The organism is Brevundimonas guildfordensis (genome assembly GCF_014836405.1).
Classification (GTDB): domain Bacteria; phylum Pseudomonadota; class Alphaproteobacteria; order Caulobacterales; family Caulobacteraceae; genus Brevundimonas; species Brevundimonas guildfordensis.
Genome location: NZ_JACSQU010000001.1, coordinates 1,170,154 through 1,196,272, shown reverse-complemented (window position 1 = coordinate 1,196,272; position 26,119 = coordinate 1,170,154). Strand labels below are relative to the sequence as shown.

The window sequence follows — 26,119 nt, the reverse complement described above, 5'->3', positions numbered from 1 at the left end:
TTGCGAAAGGGCGCTGCGGCGATCCTTCCGCCCTTGCCGCGCAGGGGGCGCCGGACGGCGATCAGCCAGCCTGCCTCTCGCCCTGTGATAGGCTGCGTCATATCCAGGGGGAGGGTGATCGCGCGTCGCATGGGATTTCAGACGATTCAGACGAATTGGACTCTGTTTTTCTTCCTGGCCTCACAACAGGAAAGGAACAGATTGCGGATGACGACGGAGGATTCCGCCTCTAGCTTCGCCGCCATGCGCACTTTTCTCCTTGCTTCGACGATCCTGATGGCTGCGAGCTCGGCCTTCGCCCAAACCACGCCGCAGCCCGCGACGCCGCCCGCCGCCACGGCGCCCGCGTCCTCGATCCTGACGGTCGAGCGGGTCTTCTCCAATCCGTCGCTGGCCGGGCCGGTGGCGCGCGGCGTCAGCCTGTCGCCGGACGGCGAACTGGTCGCCTTCCTGCGCTCGCGCGACGATGACGTGGACGTGCTGGACCTGTGGGCCGCGCCGGTGAAGGGCGGCGAGCCGTTCAAGCTGATCGACGCCCGCGCCCTTGTCCCCGATGCGGGCGAACTGTCCGAGGCCGAGAAGGCGAGGCGTGAACGGATGCGCATCAGCCAGCGCGGCGTGGTCGAATATTCGTGGGACGAGCAGGGCCGCTACATCCTGGCGCCGCTGGAAGGCGACGTCTTCCTGGCCAACCGCGCCGACGGCTCGGTGCGCCGCCTGACCGAGACCACGGCGGATGAAATCGACGCCAAGGTCTCGCCCAAGGGCGCCTTCGTCAGCTTTGTGCGCGACCAGAACCTGTTTGTGGTCAATCTGGAGACGGGCGCCGAGCAGGCGATCACCAATGACGGCAAGGACCTGATCACCTGGGCCACGGCTGAGTTCATCGCCCAGGAAGAGCTGGACCGCGACACCGGCTACTGGTGGAGCCCGGACGAGCGCTACATCGCCCTGCAACGCACGGACGAGAGCACCGTCGACATCATCCCGCGTCTGGACATCACGGGCGGCGGGGCCTCGGTCATCTCGCAACGCTATCCGCGCGCCGGGCGGCCCAACGCCGTGGTCGAGCTCTATGTGCAGGACGTGCAGAGCGGCCAGCGGGTCAAGGTCGACCTGGGCGCCGACACCGACATCTACCTGGGCCGGGTCAACTGGGCCGCAGACGGTTCGGTCGCCTATGTCCAGCGCCTGTCGCGCGACCAGAAGCGGCTGGACCTGCTCAGCGTCGATCCGGCCACGGGCGCCAGCCGGGTGATCACCAGCCAGACCTCGAAGGCCTGGGTCAACGTCACCCACGATTTCAAAGCGCTGAAGGACGGGAACTTCATCTGGTCCAGCGAGGAGAGCGGCTGGCGTCACCTGTATCTCTACGCCAAGGACGGCCGCCGCCTGCGCGCGATCACGCGCGGCGACTATCCGGTCAAGTCGCTGGCGGGCGTCAATCAGGATACGGGCGAAGTCTTCTTCACCGCCTCCATGCGCGACGGCAAGGAATACCCGATCGAGCAGCAGCTGTTCCGCGCCAGCTACAAGCGCACGCTGGCGCCGACCGAGGTCACGCCGCGCGGCGGCTGGTGGAGCGCCACGGTCAACGGCACGGGCACGGCCTACGTCGGCAACTACAGCGACGTGAACACCCCGTCGCAGTCGGCCCTGTATTCGATCAACGGCCAGCGCGTGCGCTGGATCGAGGAGAACAAGCTCCAGCCCGGCCACCCCTTCTGGCCCTATGCCGAGCGCCAGCAGAAGCCGACCTTCGGCACGCTGCAAAGCCACGGCGAGACGCTGGTCTGGCAGATGACCACGCCGCCGGGCTTTGATCCGTCGAAGCAATATCCGGTGGTGATGCAGGTCTATGGCGGCCCGTCGGGCGGCGGGGTCAAGAACGCCTGGCAGGGCGCGACGACCCAACTGCTGACCGAAGCCGGCTATATCGTCTTCCGCCTCGACAACCGGGGCGAGGGCGACCGTTCGGCCGCCTTCAAGCAGGCCCTCTATCTGAAGATGGGCCAGCCCGAGATCGAGGATCAGGTCATCGGCGCCGACTATCTGCGCTCGCTGCCCTACGTCGATGACAGCCGCATCGCCATGATGGGCTGGTCCTATGGCGGGTTCATGAGCCTGATGGCGCTGACCGAGCCCAAGATGGGCCTGGCCTCGGCCCTGGCCGGCGCCCCGCCGACGGAGTGGAGCCTGTACGATACGGCGTACACCGAGCGGTACATGTCGACCCCGCAGGCGAATGTGGAGGGCTACGCCGCCTCGGACGTGCTGGGCCGTCTGGACAACCTGACGGGCCGCTTGTTGCTGATGCACGGCATGGCCGACGACAACGTCATCTTCGAGAACACCACGCGCGTCCTGAACGCCTTGCAGGAAAAGAGCATCCCGTTCGAGACGATGCTCTATCCGGGCCAGCGCCACGGGATTCGCGGCAACGACCGCCAGCTGCACCAGTGGCGCACCTACCTCGACTTCCTGGATCGCACCATCGGGACTCGGGCGCCCGCCAAGGGCGAGTAAGCCCGTCCTGATCCGGCGGAACCCGGCCTAACGGCCGCCGTTCCGCCGGGATGGAAAAGCTGTTCAATCACCTGGCGAACGCGACGGCCAAGCTCGCCGGGCGGCCCTGGACCTTCATCATCTGCCTGGCGGTGGTGCTGGTCTGGGCCCTGAGCGGGCCGGTGTTCAAATACAGCGAGACCTGGCAGCTGGTGATCAACACCGGCACCACTATCGTCACCTTCCTGATGGTGTTCCTGATCCAGAACACCCAGAACCGCGACGCCGCCGCCATGCACACCAAGATGGACGAGCTGATCTATGCGGTGAGGAAGGCCGATTCCCGCTTCATCGGCATCGAGCATCTGACCGACAAGGAGCTGGCGGTAATCCTTGAGGAGGTGGAGTTGAGGGCGCGCGACATCCACGCCGGCCATCCAGCCCGCGCAATCAAGGGCAAGCCGGGGGTGCGCCTTGAGGAGACCATCACCACCATCTCGGAAACGATTGAAAGGTGAGGGCGCTCGGGGCCGCCTTCTCCCTTGCGGGAAAAGGCGGCGAAGCGGCGACGGATCAGTCGCGGTAGTTCAGCGCCGGGGCGCGGTCGCCCAGCAGGGCGCGGTATTCGAAGTTCGCGCCGCGACGCTGTTCGAACTCGGCCTTGGCGGCGGCGATGGTGTCCGGGCTCTGGAACAGCTCGGCGGTCGTCAGGGCCAGGGTCTTGGCCGCCAGGTGGGCGCCCTTCAGGCCGATGGTCGTGCCCGCAGCCACGACGTTCTGCCAGCTGTGGCCCGCTGAGCCGGGCACGAAGGTCGCCGTCGACAGGCCCACGGTCGGCGTGACCCAGGACACGTCCGACACGTCGGTCGAGCCGCCGAAGTCGCCGCCGATCACCGCCGGCTCGATCTGACCGACCGAGGCCAGGTCCGGCTTGCTGGTCAGGGTCTTCTGGATTTCGGTCGCCAAGGCGATCTCTTCGGGCGTCCAGGTGATGCCGCCAACGCTGCGCAGGTTGCGGTCCATGACAGTCATCAGGGCCTGGTTGGGCAGCATGGAATAAACGCCGCCGATGGCCTCGAACTCGACGCGGGTGCCGGTGCCCAGCGCGGCGCCGTCCGCCGCCAGCTTCACCCGCTCCAGCACGTCGCGGACGATCTCGGGATTGTTGTGGCGGACGTAGTAATAGGCCTCGGCATAGGCCGGGACCACGTTCGGGGCCTTGCCGCCGTCGGTGATGGCGTAGTGGATGCGGGTGCGGTCGGGCACGTGCTCGCGCATCAGGTTGACCATGGCGTTCATGGCCTCGATGCCGTCGAGCGCCGAGCGGCCCTTGTCCGGCGCGGCGGCGGCGTGGGATGAGGTGCCGTAGAAGCGGAACTTGCCCGAGACGTTGGACATGGTGTCGCCCTGGCGGGCCGAGTTCACATTGCCGGGATGCCAGTGCAGTGACACGTCCACGTCGTCGAACAGGCCGTCGCGGACCATGTAGACCTTGCCCGAGCCGCCTTCTTCGGCGGGCGTGCCATAGACGCGCAGCTCGCCCTTGATGTTGTTGGCGACCATCCAGTCCTTGACCGCGATGGCGGCATGGACCGAGGCGGCGCCGAACAGGTTGTGGCCGCAGCCGTGACCGGCGTGGCCGCCCGCGGATTCCTGGACCGGGTTCAGGGTCTGGGACAGGCCGGGCAGGGCGTCGTATTCGGCCAGGACGGCGATCACGGGGCCGGCGCCGTTCTTGAAGCTGGCCAGGAAGGCGGTCGGCTCATTGGCGATGCCGGGCGTGACGGTGAAGCCGGCGTCGCGCAACTGGCCTTGAAGCAGGTTGGAGCTCTGGGTCTCCTGGTAGCCGAGTTCGGCGAACTTCCAGATTTCCAGGGCGGCGTGGTCGAGGGCGGGCTGATTGTGCTCCACCGTCGCAACGATCTGAGCCTTGGCCTGCGGAGACAGTTCAGCAGCGACGGCAGGGACCGCGAGGCCGGTCAGGGCGGCGGCGAGGGCGAGGGCGCGCATCGAGACGGGTTTCATCGGTAACTCCAGAAAGGGACGAAACTCTACACATGGAAAGGGCGGGAGACGTAGACGCCTCCCGCCCCAAAGATCTCAAGACCGGATCAGAAGGTCTTGCGGAAGCTGGCGTACCAGTAGCGCCCGTAGGGCTGGTACACCGTGCCGACATAACCGCCGCTGGCCAGCGGGGGCTGCTCGTCGGTGATGTTGCGTACACCGACACGAACGGCCGAATCCGCCAGCGCCTCGCTGAAGCGCGAGCCGTCGAAGGCATACTCGGCGTACAGGTTGGCGGTGATGGTCGAGTCGACCGTCCAGTAGTCGCCCGCCGAGTTGGTCAGGCTGTCGTCATAGAGCGACGAGATGTACTGGGTGAAGGCGCCGACCGTCCAGTTGTCCTTGCGCCAGGTCGTCGACAGCGACCACTTCCATTCCGGGCGACCGAAGTCGGCGATCATGTCGCCGAACGAACCCGACAGGAAAATGGCTTCGTCCAACTCGCCCGAAGCCTGGGCGTCGGCCAGCATCTTGGTGTCCGGCGCCATGTCCAAATAGTATTTGATCAGGTGCGAGACGTTCAGGTTGACGTTGAAGTCGCCGTACCGGGTGCCGCGCAGACGCCACATCGCGCCCAGGTCCAGGCCCTCGACCGTCTGGGGCTGCTGGTTGGTATAGGCGTCCTTGATGTACAGGACTTCGCCCGCCGCGGTCAGGCCCGAGCCGGCGAAGATGGCGATGTCGGCAGCGGTCGGATCGGCGCGGACGACGTTCTCATTGAACGAGCCCTGCTTGCGCAGCAGGTAGTCCAGGGTCAGGGCGTTTTGACCGCGGAACAGGCCCACCATGCCTTCCTGCTTCACCTGCCACCAGTCAGCGGTGAAGGTGAAGTCGCCGTACTCAGCCGGGATGAAGCGCGGCTGGACGACCAAGCCCAGCGAGACGGTTTCAGACTCTTCCGGCGCCAGGTCCGGATTGCCCGAGCGGCGCTCCTGCGTCGACTTGCGGGCGTGGGTCTGGCTGAAGTTCGCCCGGAACTCCGGCGCGATGCGCGAGCTCATCGAGGCGCCGCAGCCGCGCAGCGTGTTGTCGACCGTGCCGCCTGCCCCCGTCAGCAAGCCGCCCTGAACGCGCAGGGCTTCGCAGTAGATCCAGTCGTTGCTGGTGTTGGAGCGGGTGATGACGGTGGCGTTCATCTGCTCCAGGTTCGGTGCGCGGAAGCCTTGCGCCCACGAGCCGCGGATACGGAAGCCGTCGACGATGTCCCAGGCTGCAGCGAACTTGGGCTTGGCGACCGAACCGAAGTCCGAATACTCCTCGAAGCGGCCAGCGAGCTGGACTTCCAGGTTGTGGACCAGCGGCACGCCCATTTCCGGCGAGATCAGCGGGGCGGCGACTTCGACATAGGCCGAGAAGACGTCGCGCTCGCCGTAGGTGTCCGGGTTCTCCGACTGGTTGATCAGGTCCGAAGACTGGACGCCAGCCAGGTTGGTGAAGCGGATCGTGCCGTCGACGCGGCTGTCGCGGTCGTCCAGCTGGGTTTCCGTGCGCAGCTCGATGCCGGCGGCGACGCCGACGGGGCCGGCGGGCAGCTGATAGACGTCCGGGCGCGAGATGCGGAAGTCCCACATGCCCAATTCGGTCTTGGTCTTGCGGACCATGTCAACGCGGATGCCGTCCAGGGCCGCCTGGTTCGACAGGGTGTCGTCACCGACCTTGGGGTTGGTCAGCGAGCCGCCGTTGAAGAAGTTGTAGGCGTCCGGGGTCGATTTGGCGGCCCACTCCTGCAGCTTGGTGGCGGAGATGTTGTCCGACACGTCTTCGGCCGACGCTTCCGACCAGGTCAGGGCGGTTTCCCAGTTCCAGCCGTTCCAATCGCCGCGCAGGCCGCCCAGGATGCGGTACTGCTTGTTCACCACATTGACGCTGATCGGACCCATGTCCATGAACCGATAGCCGGTCAGGGTCAGGTTCTGATTGCCGTCCAGCGGGTTGTAGTGGTTCGTGCCGGGGATGATGAAGGGCACGGCCGAGGCCGTTGCGATCGGCTCCTGCCAGGCTTGGGATTCAGCGTAGTAGCCGCCCAGTTCGCCGAAGGCCTCGACGGCGTCGTTGATCTGGTATTTGCCGGTCACGAACAGGTTGAAGCGATCAACCTCGGGCATGACCGTCAGGCCGAGCTTCGCCATGTCGGTGTTCAGGTCCGACGGCAGGTTGGCCCCGCTCATGACGCACAGGCCATCGCCGATCGAGGTGACGCAGTCCTTGTGCGTTCCCGGCAGGACGGTGAATGCGCTGTAGGCTCGGCCGTTGATCGTCGCGCCGGAGCCGTTGACCGTGAAGCGGCCCCACGGCGTCAGCGGCGAGGTGCCGATCAGGCTGCTGTTGTTTTCAAAGCCCGTTCCCGCGAACAACGACGTCAGGTCGTTGGAGGCGGTGTATTCCTGGTCGAGCGTGCTCAGCTCGTCTCGGTGGTCGTAGTTGAAGAAGGCCGAGATATTGCCGCGGCCGTCCTGAATGTCCTTGCCGCCGTAGATCGACAGGTTCAGTTCGCGCATGCCGGTGCCTTCGGCGCCGCCGTACTGGGTCGAGACCGTCAGGCCGTTCATGTCGTCGCGCAGGACGGTGTTGACCACGCCGGCCACGGCGTCAGCGCCGTAGATGGCGGCGGCGCCGTCGCGCAGGACTTCCATGCGCTTCAGGCCCGACACCGGAATGGCGTTGGTGTTGTAGGTGAGCACCGGCACCAGGTGCTCGTTGGCCTGCGACGTCGGGTGGCCGACGACGCGGCGGCCGTTCAGCAGCACGAGGGTGTTGCCGATGCCCAGGCTGCGCAGGTTCACCGAGCCGGTGTCGCCGCGCGCCGCGTTTGAGGTGTAGGGCAGGTAGGACGAGTTGAAGGTCACGTCGCCCATCTGCGGGATGGAGCGGAACAGGTCGTCGCCCGAGGCGGGAGCGGCGGCGACGATGTCGTCTTCGCTGACGACGGTCACCGGCAAGGCGGCCGTCACCTTGGAGCCGCGGATCTGCGACCCTACGACGACGATCTCGTCGACCTGAGTGACGTCGTCCTGCGCTTCCTGGGCGAAGGCGGCGGTGGTGCCGAACAAGGCTGTGGTGGCCAGCAGGGCCGTCCGCATGCTGCCGCGCGCGAAGACAGTGCTCATGAATTTGTCATCCCCATTGTGTCGCCGTTCAGCGCCCCCGTTTGAAGCAGGCGTCGCGTCGGTGACTGATTGTGTGTCGAGCGAGACGAGCTCCGCGGTGGCCGTATCGACGAATCGTCAACCTGGCGCCGCGCAGAAAGTTCGCCTCAGTTCGGTCTTCAAGCGGCCACAGTCGCGGCAGTCAACCTTTGCCGAATAAATATTGCCGGTATCCGAGATATTGAGCGCGATAAACCCCCTCGTGCCGCCTTGAACTGCGGTTTTCGGCAATGCTATCGCTATACCCTTTGATAATATTGTCCTGTGGGAAAGCGTGGCGGCGGCTCAGCCTTCTGCGACGAACGGGCTTAAGGCGGGGAATCTGTATGCGTTTGGGTTTGATGAAGTCGGCGACGGCTGTTTCGGCGGCTGCCCTGATGTTGCTGGCTGGGCCGGGGCTGACCCAGGAGACGGCGGTTCAGGTCCGGCCGAGCACGGGCAGCGGCGGCGACATCGTCAACTACGGCCAGATCCACAGCCCCGTGGTGGGCCGCGGCGGCATGGTGGTCAGCCAGAGCGATCCGGCGACCCGGGTCGGCGTCGACATCCTGCGCCAGGGCGGCAACGCCGTGGATTCGGCCATTGCGGTGGCCTTCGCCGAGGCGGTGACCCTGCCGCGCGCGGGCAACATCGGCGGCTCGGGCTATATGGTCGTGCACATGGCGGCCACGCAGGATCGTCCGGCCCAGGACATCGCCATCAACTATTACGGCACGGCCCCGGCGGCGACGACGCCTGACCTGTTGCTGGGACCGGACGGCAAGTTCGACCGTTCCAAGCCGTCGGGCTTCAAGAATGTGGCGGTGCCGGGCACCGTCATGGGCCTGTGGGAGGCGCACCAGCGTTTCGGCTCCATGCCCTGGGCGGATCTGGTGGCCCCGGCCATCGCCCTGGCCGAGGAAGGCTATGTCCTGTCAGACGGCGAGGCGGACGCCACCGGCGGCCGCGCCCGTGTCCTGGCGACCGATCCGGGCGCGCGCGAGGCCTATCTGAAGGCCGACGGGTCGGTCTATCGGGCGGGCGAAGTCTTCCGTCAGCCCCTGCTGGCCGAGAGCCTGCGCAAACTGGCGCGCGGCGGCGCAGATGAGTTCTACAGGGGCGACCTGGCGCGTCAGATCGTGGCGGGCGTTCAAGCGGGCGGCGGCGTCATGACTCTCGAAGACATGGCGGCCTATCGCGCCGATGTGTCAGAGCCGATCTGGGGCAGCTATCGCGGTCACCGCATCTCCTTCATGCCGCCGACGGCCTCGGGCGTCAGCGTCGCCGAGGCGCTGAACCTGCTGGAGCATTTCGACCTGCGCGCGATGGGGTGGGGCAGCGTCGACAGCCTGCATCTGATCTCCGAGGCGATGAAGATCACCTCGTCCGACCGCAACCTGATCGGCGGGGCGCCGCAGTGGACGACTCCGGCCAAGGGCCTCGCCAGCAAGGAATTCGCCGCCGAGCGCGTCAAACTGATCTCGCTGGACAAGACGCTGAAGGCCGAGGACGTGCCGGAGGGCAATCCCTATCCGTTCGAGAGCAAGGACACGACGCACTATTCGGTGGCCGACGCCTACGGCAATGCGGTGTCGAACACCTATACGCTGTCGAACTCCTACGGCGCCCACGTCGCGCCGGTCGGGACGGGCATCCTGCTGAACAACCACCTGGACAACTTCTACTGGGGCACGCAAGGGCGGCCGAACTCGCCGGCGCCGGGCAAGCGTCTGGGCTCGACCATCACGCCGATGATCGTGTTCAAGGACGACAAGCCGTGGCTGGTCACCGGCACGCCGGGCGGCGGCTATATCATCGCGACGATGGTGCAGCTGGTCTCCAACGTCATCGACCACCAGTTGAACGTGGCCGAGGCCGCCATGCGTCCGCGCCTGAATCAGGGCGGCGGCGACAGCCCGCTGGAGCTGGAAGGCGGCTTCTCGCCCGACGTGGAGCGGCTGCTGCGCGAGCGCGGCCACACGGTGCGTCCGTCCATGACGATGGGCAGCACCCAGTCCATCCTGGTCGACGGCGATCGTTTCCTGGGCGCCGCCGACACCCGCCGTCCGGACGCCCTGGCGCTGGGCGTCCGCTAAACCGGCGGCTGATCAGGACCCTCTCCCGGCGGGAGAGGGTCAGGCCATCTCGCGCCAGGTCTTGCCGGTGACGCCTTCATAGTTGGTCGCGTGATAGACGCCGCGCGCCACGGCGCGGGCCAGAACGTCGGCGGCGACGTTGCCCAGCTGCGCGACCACGACCTGACGCAGGGCCGGATTGTCGATGACCTTCTTGCCGGTCGAGAGGCTGAACAGGGTGTCGCCGTCGAACGGGGCGTGGGCCGGGCGGATGGCGCGGGCCATGCCGTCCTGCGCCATGATGGCTACGCGCTGAAGCTCGACGCGGGTCAGGGCCACGTCGGTGGCGATGCAGGCGATGGTGGTGTTCTCGCGCGGCTGGGGCCGGAACTTGGACAGGCCCCAGTCCTCGGCCGAGGCGTGAAGGCCTGAGGCGCCGAGGCCGCCGAACTCCTCGCCGATCTCATAGGGCGCGGCCCAGAAGGTCTTGCCGCCCGGCGCGACGACCGAGCCGACGCTGTTGACCGCCACGATAGCGCCGACAGTCCAGCCCGCCTCCATGACCGCCGAGGCTGAGCCGATGCCGCCCTTCAGCGCCCCGGCTTCTGCGCCATAGCCCGCGCCTGCCGTACCGAGGTCGAAGCGGTCGCCCGCCGCCTCCAGCGCCTGGACCGACAGGCGGCGATAGGGCGGCTCCATCTCCCACGCTTTGTTCCCGCCGTTGGCCAGATCATAGAGGCAGGCGGTCGGGATGATGGGCGAGGGCGGCACGCCCGGCGCCCCGCCCATGCCGTATCCGCGCCCGCGCATGCCCATCCAGGCGGCGACGCTGTCGGCCGAGCCGAGGCCATAGACCGACCCGCCCGACAGGATGATGGCGTCCACCTCCTGCACCAGGTTTTCGGGGCGCAGCACGTCGGTCTCGCGCCCGGCGGGGCCGCCGCCGCGCACGTCCACGGCGGCTGTGGCGGGCTTTTCGGCGAGGATGACGGTGACGCCGGTGCGGACGCCCGCGTCATGCGCCTGACCGACCTTGATGCCCTCGACATCGGTGATCAGGTTCAGCGGCCCGGTGCGGCCGGAAGCGCGGGCGGCGCTCTGGGCGGCGGGTTTGGCGCTGGCCGCGCCGGCGGCGGAGGCTGCGGCGCCGATCAGGGCCGAGCCGAGGACGGTTCTGCGGTTCATCCGGCGGTTTCCTTTTTCAGAGCTCTATTGCGAACCAGGTCCGGCGTCGCCGCCAGAAGTTTCTGCGTATAGGGATGCGAGGGGGCGGCGAAGACGGCGGCCGTCTGGCCCTGTTCGACGATCTGTCCGGCCTGCATGACCAGAAGGCGATCCGTAACCGTGCGCACCACGCTGAGGTCGTGGGTGACGAACAGGTAGGACAGGCCGAGGCGATCCGACAGGTCGGCCAGAAGGTCGAGAATTTGCGCCCGGATCGAGACGTCCAGCGCCGAGACCGCCTCGTCCAGACAAATAACCGACGGCTCGGTGATCAGGGCGCGGGCGATGGCGATGCGCTGGCGCTGGCCGCCCGAGAACTCGTGCGGATAGCGGTCGGCGGCGCTGCTGCTCAGGCCCACGCGCTCCAGCATTTCATCGACGCGGCGGCGGGCCTCGGCGGGGCTGGGGCGGGCGTCCAGCAGGTGGAAGTTCTCGGCCACCAGATCGCTGACCTTCCAGCGCGGATCGAAGCTGCCGTAGGGATCCTGGAACACCACCTGAATGTCGCGGCGGATGGACTTCAGCGCGGCGCCGCGCGCGGCGGTGATGTCGCGGCCCTTGACCCGGACGCGGCCCGCCTGCGGCGTCTCCAGAGCCAGGATGGCGCGCAGCAGGGTGGACTTGCCGCAGCCGCTCTCGCCGACCAGGCCGACGCTCTCGCCCGGCTGGATCGACAGGCTGACCTGATCGACGGCCCGGAAAGCTTTGGACTTGCCGAACAGGGCGGGGGCGCCGCCGTATTCGCGCACCAGACCCTCGACCTGAAGCACGGGGGCGGCGTCGGCTTGCGGGACGCTGCGACGCGTGGGTGCGTGGGTGGCATTGGCTAGCAGGCGTTGGGAATAGGGATGCGCCATGCCGGTGTGGATGAGGTCGACGGGCGCCTCCTCGACCAGTTCGCCGTCCTTCATCACCGCCAGCCGGTCGGCGGTTTCGGCCACGACGGCCAGATCGTGGGTGATGAGGATCAGGCCCATGCCGTCCTCGCGCACCAGCCGCTTCAGCAGGTCCAGCACCTGAGCCTGCGTCGTCACGTCCAGCGCCGTCGTCGCCTCGTCCGCGATCAGCAGTTTCGGCGTCAATGCGATGGCGATGGCGATGGCGACGCGCTGTCTCTGACCGCCTGACAGTTCGTGCGGATAGCGGCTCAGCGGGAAGCGTTCGGCGGGCAGGCCGACGCGATCCAGCACGGCGCGGGCGATGGCGAGGGCTTCCTTGCGCGAGGCCTTTTTGTGCAGGCGCACGGTCTCGGCGACCTGATCGCCGATGGTCATGACGGGGTTCAGGGCCGTCATCGGCTCCTGAAAGATGATGCCCACGTCGCGGCCGCGCACCTGCTGCATCACGGAGTCGGGGGCGTTTGAGACGACCTGGCCGTTCAGGCGGATCTCGCCGGTCATGGTCGCGCGCGGCGGCGTCAGGCCCAGCACGGCCAGCGCGGTCATGGACTTGCCCGAGCCGCTCTCGCCGACAAGGCCGAGGATTTCGCCGGGGGCCACGGACAGGCTGACGGTTTTCAGGATCGGCGTCGAACCGATCGACAGGCTGAGGTCGCGGATGTCGAGGACGGTCATGGTCAACGCTCCCGCCGCACGCGCGGGTCGAACAGGTCGCGCAGGCCGTCGCCAGTCAGGCTGAGGCCCAGCACGGTCACGAAGATGGCCAGCCCCGGCATGATGGCCAGCCACGGCGCGAAGCCGATCATGGTCTGGGCCTCGGCTAGCATCCGGCCCCAGCTGGGCGCGGGCGGCTGGGCGCCCAGGCCGACGTAGGACAGGCCCGCTTCGGCGACGATACCGACGGCGAACTGGATCGCGGCCTGCACGACCAGCAGGCTCATCAGATTGGGTAGGATGTGCTGGAGCGAGATCAGGGCCTTGGACTTGCCCGCCGTGCGGGCGGCCAGGACGTATTCGCGGGTCCACAGGCCCTGCGCCGCGCCGCGCGCCACGCGGGTGAAGACGGGGATGTTGAAGACGCCGATGGCGATGACGGCGTTGATCGCGCCCGGTCCCATGACGGCGGTGATCATCACGGCCAGCAGCAGGGCGGGGAAGGCGAAGATCAGGTCGTTGCCGCGCATGACCAGTTCGTCGACCCAGCCGCCGCGCGCAGCTGCGGTCAGGCCTAGGGGCGTGCCGATTGCGACGCCGATGCCGACGGCGACGAAGGCCACGACGAGGGAGTTCTGCGCCCCCGCCATGATCATCGACAGCACATCGCGGCCGAAGTGGTCCGTGCCCATCCAGTGGGCGGCGGAGGGGGCGGTCAGCTTGGCGGCGATGTCCACCGCCTCCACGTCATAGGGCGTCCAGGCCAACGCCAGCAGGGCGGTCGCCAGCACCACGGCGGTCAGGCCTGCGCCGACGATCAACGACAGAGGCCAGCGCACGCGGGGTTTGGCGGGGGCGGTGATGGCGGGGGCGTCGGTCATGCGCGGCGTCCCCTCAGGCGCGGATCAGCGAACAGATAGGCCAGGTCGATCAGGAAGCTGACCAGGACCACGGCGAAGACCAGCACCACCACCACGCTCTGCACCACGATCAGGTCGCGCTGGGTGATGGCCTGGAAGACCAGTCGGCCGAGACCGGGCAGGGAGAAGACGTTCTCGATGATGATTCCGCCGGCCAGCAGGAAGGGGAATTGCAGGCCGAGGATGGTCAGGACCGGGATCCAGGCGTTCCTCAGGGCGTGTCGCCACAGGGCCTGATTGACCGACAGACCCTTGGCGCGGGCGGTGCGGACATAGTCCTCGTTCATCGTGTCGAGCAGGGCGGTTCTCAGCACGCGCGCCAGAATGGCGGCCTGCGGCGCGGCCAGCGCTACGGCGGGCAGGATCAGGGCCTTGAAGGCGGGCCAGAAACCCGCGCTCCAGCCGGGGAAGCCGCCCGCCGAGAACCAGCCCAGGTTCACCGAGAACAGCAGGATCAGCAGCATGGCGATCCAGAAGTTGGGCAGGGCGACGCCGATCTGAGTGACGCCGATCAGGCCGGTGTCGACGGCGGTTCCCCTGCGGCTGGCGGCGGTGACGCCGATGGGCAGGGCAACCACCAGCGACAGGACGGTGGCCATCAGGGCCAGCGGCGCGGACACCGCCAGACGTTCCGCGATCAGGCCGCCGACCGGCACCTGATAGGTGTAGCTGGTCCCGAACTTTCCGGTCAGCAGGTCGCCGAGCCAGGCGAAGTAGCGCTCAAGGCCCGAGCCTTCGAGGCCCATCTGCTGGCGCAGGGCGGCGATGGATTCCGGGCTGGCGTTCAGGCCCATCATGTAGGCGGCCGGATCTCCCGGCACGACCTGCAGCAGCAGGAAGATGACGACGGTCGCCGCCAGCAGCGTTAGGGCGTGACCGCCCAGCTTCTTCAGCAGCCAGACCGCGCCGAAGCGCCAGGCGACGAAGGCGAGGAGCGCGGCGCCCGCGATCAGGCTGATCCAACCCCAGGGCAGGGCGCCGCCGGTGCGTTCGGCAGTCGCTGCGCCCGCTGCGCCTACGCCGGTCCAGTAGGCGCCGGTTACGTCGTTGGCGGCGATGGGGCCGTTGATCCAAAGGCCGTTGACGTCCGCCTTCCACACGCCGATGCGCGAGGACTGGAACAGGAAGCCGTTGACCGCGTCGTCGGCGATGCGGCGTTGCAGATCGCCCAGCAGGCGGTTGCGCGTGGCTTCGTCCGGGGCGGCGTTCACCTGGGCCAGCAGGGCGTCGAAGGCCGGGCTGTCGTAGCCGAAATAGTAGTCCTTGCGGCCATAGATGTCGTAGTCCATCGGCTCGACGTGCTCGACGATGGTCAGGTCGAACTGGCGGCGCTTGAATACCTGATCCAGCCACTGGGCCCATTCCAGGTTCTCGATCTTCGCGCGGATGCCAGCCTCGGCCAGTTGCGAGATCAGCACCTCGCCGCTGCGCCGGGCGTAGGGGCGGGGCGGCAGGCGCAGCGTCACGTCAATGCCGTTCGGATAGCCCGCCTCGGCCAACAGGGCGCGCGCTTTCGCCGGGTCATGCGGATAGAGGCCGGTCAGGTCGACATAGCCCGGCGCCTGACGCGAATAATGGCTGCCGATCGGCTGGCCGAAGCCGAACATGGCGCCCTGGATCAGGGCCTCGCGGTCGATGGCGTAGGACAGGGCGCGGCGCACCCGCACATCGTTGAACGGCGCCTTGGTGTTGTTGATGCCCAGGACGACCTTGCCTTCGGAGGCGCCGACGACGACGCGGAAGCGCGGGTCGCGCTGGAACTGGGCCACGTTTTCCGGCGCGGGATAGTTGGGGAAGGCGTCCACGTCGCCCGCGCTTACGGCGGCGAAGGCGGCGGTCGGGTCGCTGATGAAGCGGAAGACGACAGTATTCAGGCGCGGCGCCGGTCCCCAGTAGCCGTCGCGGCGGATCAGGGTCAGTTGGCTGCCGCGCTGCCAGCTCTGCAGCTTGAACGGGCCGGTGCCGATCGGGGTGACGGCGTTGGTCGCGGCGCTCTTGGGCGAGAGCATGACCGCGTCGCCCCAGGCCAGGACGTAGGGCAGGGTCGCCATTGGTCGGGACAGGTGGATGCGGATGGTGGCCGGGTCGACGACCTCGACGGTGCGGATCGGTTCGAACAGGGCCTTCTGGGCGTTGGTCGTGCCCTCGGCGGTTATGCGGTCGAGAGAGAATTTGGCGACGGCGGCGTCGAAGGGGGAGCCGTCGGAGAAGGTCACGCCGCGCCGCAGGTGGAAGGTCCAGGTCAGGCCGTCGGGCGCGGGCTCCCACGATTGAGCCAGCGACGGGGCGACGGCGCCGTTCTGGGTCAGCCTGGTCAGGCCCTCGAAGATGTTGGCGTAGACCACCTCGTCCACCGCCGCCGCCGCGCCCGAGGTTGGATCGAGGTTCGGCGGCTCCAGCGGCAGACCCAGCACCAGGCGGTCGCGCGCGGCCGTCGCCTGGGCGTGAGAGGGGGCGGCGACGCCCAGAGCGAGCGAAAGGGTCAGCGTCAGCGCAAGCAGCAGCTGCGCAGCCAGCCCGCGTCGCGCCTGTCTGGCCGCTGGAGTCTTCGCCCCTGTCTTTGTCACCGTCCCTCGATCTCCCCCTTGCGACGCGGCCGATCTTCGTCAGCCTACGTCATCGCTTTCCCCTCACGCCATCGATTAAGCGCGTCTCACCACGGCTGACGCGTCAGAGAGGCGGGGCAGGCGGCCGTCGCTTCGGTCGCCGCGGCGCGGGCGGCCTCGAACTCTTCCTTGGCGCGGGCGAAGTCGGCCTGGAACGCCGGGTCGGCCTTCAGCCGGGTGACGATGGTCGCGCCGACGATCCGGCCCGCCTCGACGTCGCTGGGATAGTGGACGCCGCAGACGGCGCGGCTTTCGCCATAGGCCAGGCCGCGACGCAGGATGGCGTCGGCGCGGTCGGGCGCCAGTTCGGCCAGCACCAGCGACCAGGCCCAGCCCAGCGCCGAGTGACCCGACGGATAGGAGCCGCTGGCCGCCAGCCAGCTTTCCGGCGCGATGCAGGTGGGCAGGGGCTCGACCACGAAGGGGCGCTTGCGGAAGTAACCCTTCTTGGCCGGGGTCTGGATCATCTCCAGATCGCCCAGCATCTTGCCCATCAGCAGGGTGAGCGTCGGCATCTTCTCCGGCTCGAACTTGAAGCCGAGGGCGCAGTCGAAGGCGCGCGGGGCGCCGGGCGTTTCGATCTCATTGTCGGCGCGGGCGATTGCCCAGCGTTCGGTGCCTTCCAGGGCGCGCATCTCGCGATAGGCGGCGATGTCGGCCTGTTCGCGCAGGGAGCCTTCGGCAGGAGGCGGCGGCAGGAAGTTGGCGGCGTTGGGCGTGTTCTCGGCCGTCAGATAGCCGTGCGGGTGGTCGCGGAAGCCTTCCCAGAAGGTCGCGGGCGCAGGCGCGACGACCGCCGCCGTCTGCGTCGAAACCGCGCCGGCGCAACCGCCCAGGGCGAGAGCGAGGCTCATCGCGACGAGAGAGGACGCAAGGCGCGGCGTGGTCATTGGGAAACTCCTGTAGGCAGTGATCATGCGGCGACGGCGCCGGGGCGGCCCGATTCAACGGTCCAGGATTTCAGGGTCGACAGGCTGGCCTTGGGGTCGCGCACGTCGCTGATGACCTGATAGCGCGTATCCATGCGGTCGGGGCGCACGTCGATCGACATATAGCCGCGCGGGCGGCTGTCGAAGAACTTCACCTGCGGATTATTGGGCATGACGGCCATCAGACCGTCGTAGCTGGGGCCGGTCGAGGTGATGGAGGTGCCGACGAACTCGGTCGCCACGGTGGCCGAGGACGGGTCGCGGCTGTCCAGCTTCACGTCATTGGTCCAGAAGGAGTGGTAGTCGCCGCTGAGCACCACAGGGTTGGACGGCTTCAGTTCGGACAGGGCGGAGGTCAGGCGGTCGCGGGCGGCGGGGAAGCCATCCCAGGTGTCGGTCCAGTAGCGGTTTTCCTCGGCCGGGCTGCGGGCCAGACGCAGGCCCGCCATCACCAGATTCTGGCCCAGGATGTTCCAGCGCGCCTCGGCGCGGGCCAGGCCGTCATACAGCCAGCGCTCCTGCTCGAAGCCGAGGAAGGTGCGCGAGGGATCCAGCCGGTCGGTGCAGGTCGCGTCGGTGACGATCTGGCCCTTGCCGCCGTTCTCGCCGTCGCTGCACGGCTGTTTCGAGCGGTACTGGCGGCCGTCCAGCATGAAGAACTCGGCCAGCTTGCCATAGCGAACGCGACGATAAATCGGCATCTGCAGGGCGGCGCTCAGGCGCGTGCGGCGGATCGGCATGGCCTCGTAGAAAGCCTGATAGGCGGCGGCGCGACGTTCCAGGAAGTTGTCGGGCGCGACGCCCCGGATCTTGGACCAGACGCCGGAATAGTCGTCCTGAACCTCATGGTCGTCCCACACGGCGAGGCAGGGGGCAACGGCGTGCAGGCGTTGCAGGTTCGCGTCGGTGCGGTGCAGGGCGTAGCGGTTGCGATAGCCCGCCAGCGTCGTGGCTTCTTCCAGGTTGTAGGGCCGCACCACCTCGTCGGCGCGGTCCGGGCCCAGGCTGTATTCATAAATGTAGTCGCCCAGGAAGAGGGTCAGGTCAGGCGCCTCGTCGGCCATGTGGCCATAGGCGCTGAAATAGCCGCGTTCCCAGTTCGAGCAGGAGGCGACGGCCAGACGCAGGCGGTCGGCGGCGGCGTTTGGCGCGGGCGTGGTCAGGGCGCGGCCGGTCGGGCTCTGCTGGCCCTGGGCGGTGAAGCGGTACCAGTAGGGGCGGTGAGGGGCGAGGCCCGCGACCTCGACATGGACGCTGTGCGCGGCGTCGGTGGCGGCGGTCACGTTTCCGGCGGCGACGATGCGACGGAACTGGGCGTCGGCGGCGACTTCCCAGCGCACCGGAATGTCTGCGGACAGGCCGCCCAGCCCATCGGCGGCCAGGGGATCAGCCGCCAGACGTGTCCAGATGACGAAGCCGTCGTGGGCCGGATCGCCGCTGGCGACGCCGAGCGGGAACAGATAGGCGCCGCCCGCCTGCGCCCGGCCGAAGCTCAGCACGGCGGGCGCGACGACTAGACCCGTCAGCAGGGCGCGGCGATCAAGGCGGGAAGCGGAAAAGGACATCAGCTCATCAGCAAACAGAAAGGTGCGAGGCGGACCGGTCGGAACCGACCCGCCCCGCTTGGGAGGAAGCTCCTTAGAAGTCCATCGACAGGCGCACGCCGTAGGTGCGGCCCTGGCTGGGCGAGGTGGTCGGCCGCGACGAGCTGTTGAAGCCGTTGCGGGTCTCTTCGTAGTAGGTGTTGAACATGTTGCGCACCCACAGGCCCGCCCGCCAGTTGGCGCCGGCCGGGCTGACGCTGAAGTTGGAGTTCCACAGCCAGAAGGGCTCGATGATCGAGGCGGAACTGACCGAATACAGCTCGTCGCGATAGTTGTAGTTGGTCTCGGCGCGAAGCTCCCAGCCCGACATCTCCCAGTCATAGGAGATGGCGCCGCCGTAATTCATCTTCGGGAAGGCCAGGCGTTCGCCGGAGCGGTCGTTGGTGATGATGACGTCCCAGGGGCCGTCGACCGGGTTGGCGGCGTCGGTCTTGGGTCCGTCGATGGCGAAATATTCGTCGTATTCGCCGGTCTTGTAGCCGATGTTTTGGCTGATCATCAGGCCGTCCATCGGCACCCACGTCAGCTCGATCTCGCCGCCCATGATGTGTGACTTGGGCACGTTGGTGATCTTGCCGAGGCGGCCGTTGTCGCGGTCGTACTCCAGACCCTGAACCTGCTGGTCCTTGTAGTCATAGTAGAACAAGGCGCCGTTCAACCGCAGGCGGCGATCGAACAGGTCTGATTTCAGGCCCGCCTCATAGGCGATGACGATTTCCGGCTTGAACGGAGTCGCAGAGGTGGCGTTGTAGGTGGTGAAGCCGCCGGATTTCACGCCGCGCGCTAGGCTGGCGTAGAACAAGGCGTCATCAGTGACCTTATACTCCAGCCCCAGGCGGCCCGAGACTTCGCTGAGGTCGGTGTCGTAGGTGACGGCGGGCGGCGGCGGGTTGGGCGCGACATAGGTGCCGCCGCTTCTGAGCGTTCGTTCTTCCGTTTCCCAGCGCAGGCCGACGATCAGGTTCAGCCGCTCATTCACCTGGTAGGTGTTGTGGGTGAAGATGCCGAAGGCCGACACGCTTTGATCATAGGCGGTGTCGATGAGGTTCGGGTTGCCCCGGAACTCGGTGTAGAAGCCGCCGTCGATGCTTTCGTCGGCATAGTGGGCGCCGACCATCCAGTTGAACGGGCCGTCGCCGTTTGAGCTCAGGCGCAACTCCTGAGCAAAGACGTCGATGTCATTGTAAAAGAGGACGTTCGACTCGTGGAAGCGGGTGCTGTCCCAGTCGTTGAACTCCTTGCGCGAGAAGGTCTGGTAGGCGGTGATCGACGTCAGGTCCGCCCAGCCGAGATCGGCCCGGACGCGGGCGTTGATGTCGAAGCCGTCATTGTCGCGGAAGGGTTTGGCGTTGGTCGAGACGCCGGCCTTGGCGGCCAGTTGCGGGGAAATCCCCCAGCCCGTAATCCGCCAGGCCGTGTCCTTGGGATAGGTCACGCTGCCGTTGGCGACGGTGTACGGTCCCAGCAGGCGGAAGCCGCGACCGTCGGACTTGTCTATGGAATAGGTGGCGGCCAGATCGACGGTGACGGTCTCGCTGGCGTCCCAGGTCAGGCGGCCGCGGATGGCGCTCTTGTCGAGGTCGCCCAGCTTCTCGCCGGTGTCGCGGTGGTATTGCCAGGCACCGCCCTGTTCGGTGACGGCGGCCAGGCGGCCCAGCAGGTTCGGGGCGATCTGGCCCGAGACATAGCCCTCGACCTTATAGCGGTCGAAGGTGCCGTATTCGGCGTTGAAGCCGGCGCGGAAGTCGGCGGTCGGGGCGTTGGTGATGATGTTGACGGCGCCGCCGGTGGTGTTGCGGCCGTACAGGGTGCCCTGCGGACCGCGCAGGACTTCCATGCGAGCGATGTCGAACAGGGCGCCTTGCGTAGTGACCGTATAGGGGTGGGCCACTTCATCGACATAGATGCCGACCGTTGAGGCGTTGTTCGAGGAATATTCGCGCGCGCCGATGCCGCGGATGCGGAACTGGGGCTGGCCGCCGCCGAACTGGCTGTCGACCTCCATGTTGGGGACGGCGTTCTCCAGGTCGTTGACGACCGAGATGCCCTTCTCATCGAGCTGTTCGCCGCCGATGACGCTGAGCGAGACGCCCACGTCCTGGCTGGCCTGCTCGCGGCGCTGGGCGGTGACGATGACCTCGTCGACGCGCGTGGCCTGTTGTTCGTTGCGCGTTCCGCTCTGAGCGTTGGCGACAGTGCACAGAGATATCGTCAGCAGGCTGACCGATGACGCGAGGATATACTTCTTCACTTAGTCCCCCTCAATCCCGTAAGTATCAAGACGTTTGCTTGATGATTGTCGAAAGTCGATCGATCAACTCGTCGATCTGGGCGCGGCTGATAATCAAGGGAGGCGACAGGGCGATGACGTCTGCCGTGACCCGAACTAGAATTCCGTCGTCGAAGGCGCGGTGGAACACCTCTGTTGCGCGGGCGCCGGGCGCGCCAGGGCGAGGTTCGAGCTCGATGCCGGCGACAAGCCCCAGGTCGCGCACGTCGATGACATGGGGCAGGCCCTTCAGGCCATGCACTGCATCCTGCCAATAGGGCGTCAGTTCGGTCGCGCGCTGGAACAGGCCTTCGCTTTCATAGACGTCCAGCGTCGCCAGCCCGGCCGCGGCCGCCAGCGGGTGGCCGGAATAGGTGTAGCCGTGGAAGAACTCGATGCCCGGCCCGGCCGCGCCCTCGACCACGGCCTGATAGACGGCGGCGCTGACGCCGACGGCGCCCATAGGCACGGCGCCGTTGGTCAGCCCCTTGGCGCAGGTCATCAGGTCCGGCGTGACGCCCAGCGCCTCGGCCGCAGTCAGCGCGCCCAGACGGCCGAAGCCGGTGATGACCTCGTCGAAGATCAGCAGGATGCCGTGCTGCGCCGTGATTTCGCGCAGGCGCTCCAGATAGCCAAGCGGCGGCACGATCACCCCGGCCGAGCCGGACAACGGCTCGACGATGACGGCGGCGATGGTCTCGGCGCCGTGGGCCTCGATCAGAACCTCCAGCTCATCGGCCAGGTGCAGGCCCCAGGTCGGCTGGCCGCGCGTGAAGGCGGCCTCGTCAAGGTTCAGCGTGTGCGGCAGGTGGTCGACGCCGGGCAGGGTGAGAAAGCCGAGCCGGTTGTTCTCTAGCCCGCCCACCGAAATGCCGCCGAAGCCGACGCCGTGATAGCCCTTCTGGCGTCCGATCAGGCGGGTGCGGTTCTCGAACCCTCTGGCGCGCTGATAGGCGAGGGCGATCTTCAGGGCGCTGTCCACCGCCTCGGACCCCGAACCGGCGAAGAAGACGTGGTTCAGGTCGCCGGGCAGCAGCATGCCCAGACGCGACGCCAGCTCGAACGCCAGAGGATGGCCCAGCTGAAAGGTCGGGGCGTAGTCGAGAATCTCGGCTTGACGCTGGATGGCCTCGACGATGGGTTTGCGGCCGTGGCCGGCGTTGACGCACCACAGGCCGGCGGTGCCGTCCATCACCGCCCGGCCGTCGGGCGTAAAGTAGTGCATGTCCTTGGCCGAGGCGAACAGGCGCGGCTGGGCCTTGAAGGCGCGGTTCGCCGTGAACGGCATCCAGAACGGATCGAGATCGTTGGCGGCTCTGGCGGCGGTCATGCGTTCATCCTTCGTCGCGGCCTGCGCCGTCTGGGGTCTTCATGGCCGGCAGGAACCCTTTCGGGCATGAGTAGTCGATGGATCGAGATTGGCGGCAAGCCTGTTTCTTGCTTAGCCTATGTCTATGAGATCGATGGGATAAATATTCCAATGATCGTTATAGTGATCGCCCGCAACAATGCGGTCAGAAGGTCGGCGGCGTGCAGGCGCTGATGACCACGCAAGGGGTGTCGCCGACGTTGCGGAAGCGGTGCGGCAGCAGGCTGGGAAACAGATAGCCGTCGCCCGCTTTCAGCACCCGCGACTGGCCGTCGACAGTGACTTCGAGGCGGCCGGAGATGATCAGGCCGCCTTCCTCGCCCTCATGGGAGAGCATGACCCGGCCGCTGTCCGAACCGGGCTGATAGGTCTCGTAGAGGATCTGAAGACTGGAATCCTGGCTGGACCCCAACTGGCGATAGGAGACTTCGCCGCGCGAAATGTCGGTCAGTTCGTCGTGGCGATAGAAGTATTTGGTCGGGCTCTCGAACTCCGAACTGAAGAAATCGCCCAGCGATATCCCCGCCGCGTCCAGAAGGCGTTTCAGCGAGCCGACGGAAGGGCTGGTGCGGCCGCTCTCGACCAGGCTGACGGTGCTGGACGGCACGCCCGCCTTGCGGGCGAGCGCGCGTTGCGACAGGCCGAGGCGGTCCCGCAGCGCCCGCAGCCGCGGGCCGATGATGTTCTCTTCGTCCATATCGCCACGCGCCATCCCCTCAGCCCCGCTTGCGGGTCAGCAGGTCGTAGGCCGCTCTAGCCATGACCTTGGCCGAGTTGCTCATGTCCTCGATGCCCACCCATTCGTCGGGCTGGTGCGCCAGATCGAGCACGCCGGGGCCGTAGGCGATGCAGTCCTTCAGCCGGCCGATGCGATCGATGTGCTTCTGGTCATAGGTGCCGGGCGAGCAGACGAACTGGGCCTTTCTGCCCAGCACCGTCTCGATGGCGGCGGCGGTCGTGCTGGCGACGGGGCCGTCGCGGTCGGCCATGCTGGGCGCCACCTCGAACAGGTCGCGCATCTCGTAGCGGAAGCCGTGGCGTTGCGCCGCCAGCCCGTCGAGGATGGCCTGCACCTCGCCCTTCACCTCCTCCAGAGTCTCCTCGATCAGGAAGCGGCGGTCGATGACCATGCGGCTGGAATCGGCGACGCAGGGGGCAGGCAAGCCGTCGAAGCCTTCGTCCTGACCGCCGTGGACCGAGTTGATGTTCATCGTCGACTGGCGGGCGCCCTCGGGCACCACCGGCATGTCGGACCGGCGGGCGGCCATGGCGGGATAGAGCTTGCTCTCGAACTCCTCCATCACCGCGCCCATGTGACGGATGGCCGAGTCGCCTAGGAAGGGCATGGAGCCGTGGGCTATGCGGCCCTTGGTCTCGATCTCGGCCCACCAGACGCCGCGATGGCCGATGCAGACCCGGTCGACGTTCAGCGGCTCGGGGATGATGACGTGGTTGACGCGCGGCTCGGAGAACCAGCCGCGCTCGGCCAGGTAGGCGACGCCGCCATAGCCGCCCGATTCCTCGTCCACCGTGCCGGAGATTTCCAGCGCGCCCGGCAGGGGCAGGCCGGAATCGATCAGGGCCTCGACCGCGATGATGGAGGCGGCCAGGCCCCCCTTCATGTCGCAGGCGCCCCGGCCATAGACGCGGCCGTCCTTCACTACACCTGCAAAGGGATCGACGGTCCAGCCCGCGCCGACCTCGACCACATCGATATGGCTGTTGAAGTGGACGCAAGGGCCCGGTTCGCTGCCGGTCCAGCGGGCGATGACGTTGGTGCGGGGGTATTGGTCGCTGTCTCCCGGCGAGCCCTCGCCGCGCACATATTCGACGGCGAAGCCGCGCCTCTTCAGCCGCTCGCCGATGTATTCGGCGCAGGGGCGATAGGCCTCGCCCGGCGGGTTGATGGTGGGAAAGCGGATCAGGTCCTGGGTCAGGGCGACCAGTTCGTCGGTGCGGCCGTCGATCAGGTCCATGACGGTCTGCAGGGTCGGGGCGCTCATCGGTGGAACCTCACTCGGCAGCCAAGGCGGCCAGCACCGCGTCGGTCATCTCAATGGTGGAAACGGCGGCGACGCCGGGGTGGGCGATATCGGGGGTGCGCACGCCGCTGGACACGACGCGCCGCACGGCGCGCTCCAGCCGGTCGGCCAGGTCCGCGCGGTCGAACGACCAGCGCAGGCACAGGGCGAAGGACAGGATGGTGGCGATCGGGTTGGCGACGCCTTGGCCCGCGATATCGGGCGCCGAGCCGTGGATCGGCTCGTACAGGCCCCGGCTGTTCCCGCCCTGACCAAGCCCCGAGAGCGAGGCCGAAGGCAAGAGGCCCAGCGAGCCGGTCAGGGCCGCTGCTGCGTCCGAGAGGATGTCGCCGAACAGGTTGTCGGTGACGATGACGTCGAACTGATCCGGTCGCCGGACCAACTGCATGGCGCAGTTGTCGGCGTACATGTGGCTCAGCTCCACATCGGGATAGTCGGCGGCGACCTCGGTCGCGACGGCCCGCCACAGGGCGCCGGTCTCCATGACATTGGCCTTGTCGACCGAGCAGACACGGCGCTGGCGCGTGCGGGCCAGTTCGAACGCCGTGCGGCAGACGCGGGCGATTTCGGCCTCGGTGTAGGCCTGGGTGTCATAGGCGCGGCGCTGGCCGTCGGGGCCGACCTCATTGGCGCGCGGCAGGCTGAAATAGACGCCCGCCGTGGCTTCACGCACGATCAGGATGTCGAGGCCGCGGATCAGTTCGGGCTTCAGCGCCGAGGCGTCCAGCAGTTCGTCGAAACAGACGGCGGGCCGCAGGTTGGCGTAGAGGTCCAGCGCCTGGCGCAGGCGCAGGATGCCCATCTCGGGCCGCTGGGGGCGGGGCAGGTGGTCCCACTTCGGCCCGCCGACGGCGCCGAACAGGACGGCATCCGACGCCAGCGCCTGCTCGACCACATCCTCGGCGATCGGCGCGCCCACGGCGTCGATGCTGGCGCCGCCCGCAAGGGCCTCGCTCAGTTCGATGCGCAGCCCGGCGTTCCGGGCCCAGTCGACGACGCGCAGGGTCTCGCGGACGATCTCGGGCCCGATGCCGTCGCCGGGCAGGACCAGCAGCTTGAACACGCGGTCAGATGCAGCGGCCACCGTCGACCTCCAGCGCCACGCCCGTGATCATCGAGGCGTCGTCCGAACACAGGAAGGCAGCGGCGGCGCCCATGTCCTCGGGCGTCGACAAGCGGCCGATGGGGATGGAGGCCAGGAACTTGGCCCGCACCTCGGGCGTGTCGGCGCCCATGAAGGTCTTCAGCAGGGGGGTGTCGCCCGCGACCGGGTTCAGGGCGTTCACCCGCACCTGGAAGGGCGCCAGCTCGACCGCCATGGCCCGCGTCGCCGTGATGACCCAGCCCTTGGAGGCGTTGTACCAGGTCAGGTTTGGGCGGGGGCTGACGCCGCCTGTCGAGGCGATGTTCAGGATGGCGCCGGACCCTTGGGCTTTCATCGCCGGAACTAAGGCCTTCGACATCAGATAGATGGAGCGCATGTTGACGGCGGCTATGCGGTCGAACATTTCGTCCGACAGTTCGTCCAGCGGCTGGGGCGTGTGTCCGACGCCCGCATTGTTGACCACGATGTCGACGCCGCCCAGCAGGCGGTTCGCCGCCTCGGCCAGAGCGGTCACATCAGCGGCGTTGGATACGTCGACCTTCACGCCCAGATCGGCGTCGCCCAGTTCAACGGCCAGCGTGCGGGCAGCATCAAAGTTCAGGTCGGCGACAATGACGCGGGCGCCTTCATCGGCGAAGCGGCGCGCGATGCCGGCGCCGAAGCCGGAGGCCCCGCCTGTGACGATCGCTCGCTTGCCCTCCAGCCGCTTCGATCTGTTCTCCCCCAAGC

Annotated in this window: 17 protein-coding genes; 3 read left to right on the top strand and 14 right to left on the bottom strand. The window is 67.6% G+C overall.

Annotated elements, in window-relative coordinates:
• The first annotated feature begins 276 nt into the window (after positions 1–276).
• Together H9656_RS05790 and H9656_RS05785 are read left to right on the top strand one after the other, a co-directional pair.
• Positions 277–2,526 carry a S9 family peptidase gene (locus tag H9656_RS05790; protein WP_225212240.1) on the top strand — a complete coding sequence of 750 codons (2,250 nt, stop codon included), beginning with the start codon at positions 277–279 and terminating at the stop codon, positions 2,524–2,526.
• A 50-nt stretch (positions 2,527–2,576) separates the two neighbouring features.
• Positions 2,577–3,023, top strand: coding sequence for a low affinity iron permease family protein (locus H9656_RS05785; protein ID WP_191743239.1), 447 nt, complete (start codon positions 2,577–2,579; stop codon positions 3,021–3,023).
• Between the two features lie 55 nt (positions 3,024–3,078).
• Here H9656_RS05785 and H9656_RS05780 read toward each other — a convergent pair whose 3' ends face one another.
• Together H9656_RS05780 and H9656_RS05775 are read right to left on the bottom strand one after the other, a co-directional pair.
• Complete coding sequence (locus tag H9656_RS05780; RefSeq protein ID WP_191743238.1) at positions 3,079–4,530, bottom strand: amidohydrolase; 1,452 nt, start codon at positions 4,528–4,530, stop codon at positions 3,079–3,081.
• An 86-nt stretch (positions 4,531–4,616) separates the two neighbouring features.
• Positions 4,617–7,676, bottom strand: coding sequence for a TonB-dependent receptor plug domain-containing protein (locus H9656_RS05775; RefSeq protein WP_191743237.1), 3,060 nt, complete (start codon positions 7,674–7,676; stop codon positions 4,617–4,619).
• Positions 7,677–8,041: 365 nt separating this feature from the next.
• Here H9656_RS05775 and ggt point away from each other — a divergent pair, with 365 nt between their 5' ends.
• Complete coding sequence (gene ggt, locus H9656_RS05770) at positions 8,042–9,790, top strand: gamma-glutamyltransferase (protein WP_191743236.1); 1,749 nt, start codon at positions 8,042–8,044, stop codon at positions 9,788–9,790.
• Between the two features lie 39 nt (positions 9,791–9,829).
• Here ggt and H9656_RS05765 read toward each other — a convergent pair whose 3' ends face one another.
• The 12 genes from H9656_RS05765 to H9656_RS05710 form a co-directional block, all read right to left on the bottom strand.
• The gene (locus H9656_RS05765) at positions 9,830–10,954 is read right to left on the bottom strand and encodes a P1 family peptidase (protein ID WP_191743235.1); all 1,125 of its coding nucleotides are present in this window, start codon (positions 10,952–10,954) and stop codon (positions 9,830–9,832) included.
• Positions 10,951–12,567: an ABC transporter ATP-binding protein gene (locus H9656_RS05760; RefSeq protein WP_191743234.1), complete on the bottom strand. Its 1,617-nt coding sequence runs from the start codon at positions 12,565–12,567 to the stop codon at positions 10,951–10,953. The genes H9656_RS05765 and H9656_RS05760 overlap by 4 nt, the downstream gene beginning before the upstream one ends.
• A gap of 2 nt (positions 12,568–12,569) precedes the next feature.
• Complete coding sequence (locus H9656_RS05755) at positions 12,570–13,427, bottom strand: ABC transporter permease (protein ID WP_191743233.1); 858 nt, start codon at positions 13,425–13,427, stop codon at positions 12,570–12,572.
• The gene (locus H9656_RS05750; protein WP_318240598.1) at positions 13,424–16,033 is read right to left on the bottom strand and encodes an ABC transporter substrate-binding protein; all 2,610 of its coding nucleotides are present in this window, start codon (positions 16,031–16,033) and stop codon (positions 13,424–13,426) included. The genes H9656_RS05755 and H9656_RS05750 overlap by 4 nt, the downstream gene beginning before the upstream one ends.
• Before the next feature lie 86 nt (positions 16,034–16,119).
• Positions 16,120–16,962 (bottom strand): acid phosphatase, encoded by an 843-nt coding sequence (locus H9656_RS05745; protein ID WP_225212239.1) that lies wholly within the window; start codon positions 16,960–16,962, stop codon positions 16,120–16,122.
• A gap of 23 nt (positions 16,963–16,985) precedes the next feature.
• Positions 16,986–18,566 carry an alkaline phosphatase D family protein gene (locus tag H9656_RS05740; RefSeq protein WP_191743232.1) on the bottom strand — a complete coding sequence of 527 codons (1,581 nt, stop codon included), beginning with the start codon at positions 18,564–18,566 and terminating at the stop codon, positions 16,986–16,988.
• Positions 18,567–18,639: 73 nt separating this feature from the next.
• Positions 18,640–20,856 carry a TonB-dependent receptor gene (locus H9656_RS05735; RefSeq protein WP_191743231.1) on the bottom strand — a complete coding sequence of 739 codons (2,217 nt, stop codon included), beginning with the start codon at positions 20,854–20,856 and terminating at the stop codon, positions 18,640–18,642.
• Between the two features lie 25 nt (positions 20,857–20,881).
• Positions 20,882–22,204, bottom strand: coding sequence for an aspartate aminotransferase family protein (locus tag H9656_RS05730; protein ID WP_191743230.1), 1,323 nt, complete (start codon positions 22,202–22,204; stop codon positions 20,882–20,884).
• A 184-nt stretch (positions 22,205–22,388) separates the two neighbouring features.
• Positions 22,389–22,955, bottom strand: a complete 567-nt coding sequence (locus H9656_RS05725; protein WP_225212238.1) for a cupin domain-containing protein — start codon at positions 22,953–22,955, stop codon at positions 22,389–22,391.
• Between the two features lie 4 nt (positions 22,956–22,959).
• The gene (locus tag H9656_RS05720) at positions 22,960–24,246 is read right to left on the bottom strand and encodes an acetylornithine deacetylase/succinyl-diaminopimelate desuccinylase family protein (RefSeq protein ID WP_191743229.1); all 1,287 of its coding nucleotides are present in this window, start codon (positions 24,244–24,246) and stop codon (positions 22,960–22,962) included.
• A 10-nt stretch (positions 24,247–24,256) separates the two neighbouring features.
• Positions 24,257–25,348, bottom strand: a complete 1,092-nt coding sequence (gene leuB / locus H9656_RS05715) for a 3-isopropylmalate dehydrogenase (protein ID WP_191743758.1) — start codon at positions 25,346–25,348, stop codon at positions 24,257–24,259.
• A 4-nt stretch (positions 25,349–25,352) separates the two neighbouring features.
• Entirely contained in the window at positions 25,353–26,117 is a 765-nt protein-coding gene (locus tag H9656_RS05710) for a glucose 1-dehydrogenase (protein ID WP_191743228.1), read from the bottom strand.
• Positions 26,118–26,119: the final 2 nt, after the last annotated feature.

Bases quoted from the DNA above. Each gene is read 5' to 3' on its own strand.
- H9656_RS05790 (WP_225212240.1), top strand. From the start codon at position 277: ATGGCTGCGAGCTCGGCCTTCGCCCAAACCACGCCGCAGCCCGCGACG.
- H9656_RS05785 (WP_191743239.1), top strand. From the start codon at position 2,577: ATGGAAAAGCTGTTCAATCACCTGGCGAACGCGACGGCCAAGCTCGCC.
- H9656_RS05780 (WP_191743238.1), bottom strand. From the start codon at position 4,530: ATGAAACCCGTCTCGATGCGCGCCCTCGCCCTCGCCGCCGCCCTGACC.
- H9656_RS05775 (WP_191743237.1), bottom strand. From the start codon at position 7,676: ATGAGCACTGTCTTCGCGCGCGGCAGCATGCGGACGGCCCTGCTGGCC.
- ggt (WP_191743236.1), top strand. From the start codon at position 8,042: ATGCGTTTGGGTTTGATGAAGTCGGCGACGGCTGTTTCGGCGGCTGCC.
- H9656_RS05765 (WP_191743235.1), bottom strand. From the start codon at position 10,954: ATGAACCGCAGAACCGTCCTCGGCTCGGCCCTGATCGGCGCCGCAGCC.
- H9656_RS05760 (WP_191743234.1), bottom strand. From the start codon at position 12,567: ATGACCGTCCTCGACATCCGCGACCTCAGCCTGTCGATCGGTTCGACG.
- H9656_RS05755 (WP_191743233.1), bottom strand. From the start codon at position 13,427: ATGACCGACGCCCCCGCCATCACCGCCCCCGCCAAACCCCGCGTGCGC.
- H9656_RS05745 (WP_225212239.1), bottom strand. From the start codon at position 16,962: ATGACCACGCCGCGCCTTGCGTCCTCTCTCGTCGCGATGAGCCTCGCT.
- H9656_RS05740 (WP_191743232.1), bottom strand. From the start codon at position 18,566: ATGTCCTTTTCCGCTTCCCGCCTTGATCGCCGCGCCCTGCTGACGGGT.
- H9656_RS05730 (WP_191743230.1), bottom strand. From the start codon at position 22,204: ATGACCGCCGCCAGAGCCGCCAACGATCTCGATCCGTTCTGGATGCCG.
- H9656_RS05725 (WP_225212238.1), bottom strand. From the start codon at position 22,955: ATGGCGCGTGGCGATATGGACGAAGAGAACATCATCGGCCCGCGGCTG.
- H9656_RS05720 (WP_191743229.1), bottom strand. From the start codon at position 24,246: ATGAGCGCCCCGACCCTGCAGACCGTCATGGACCTGATCGACGGCCGC.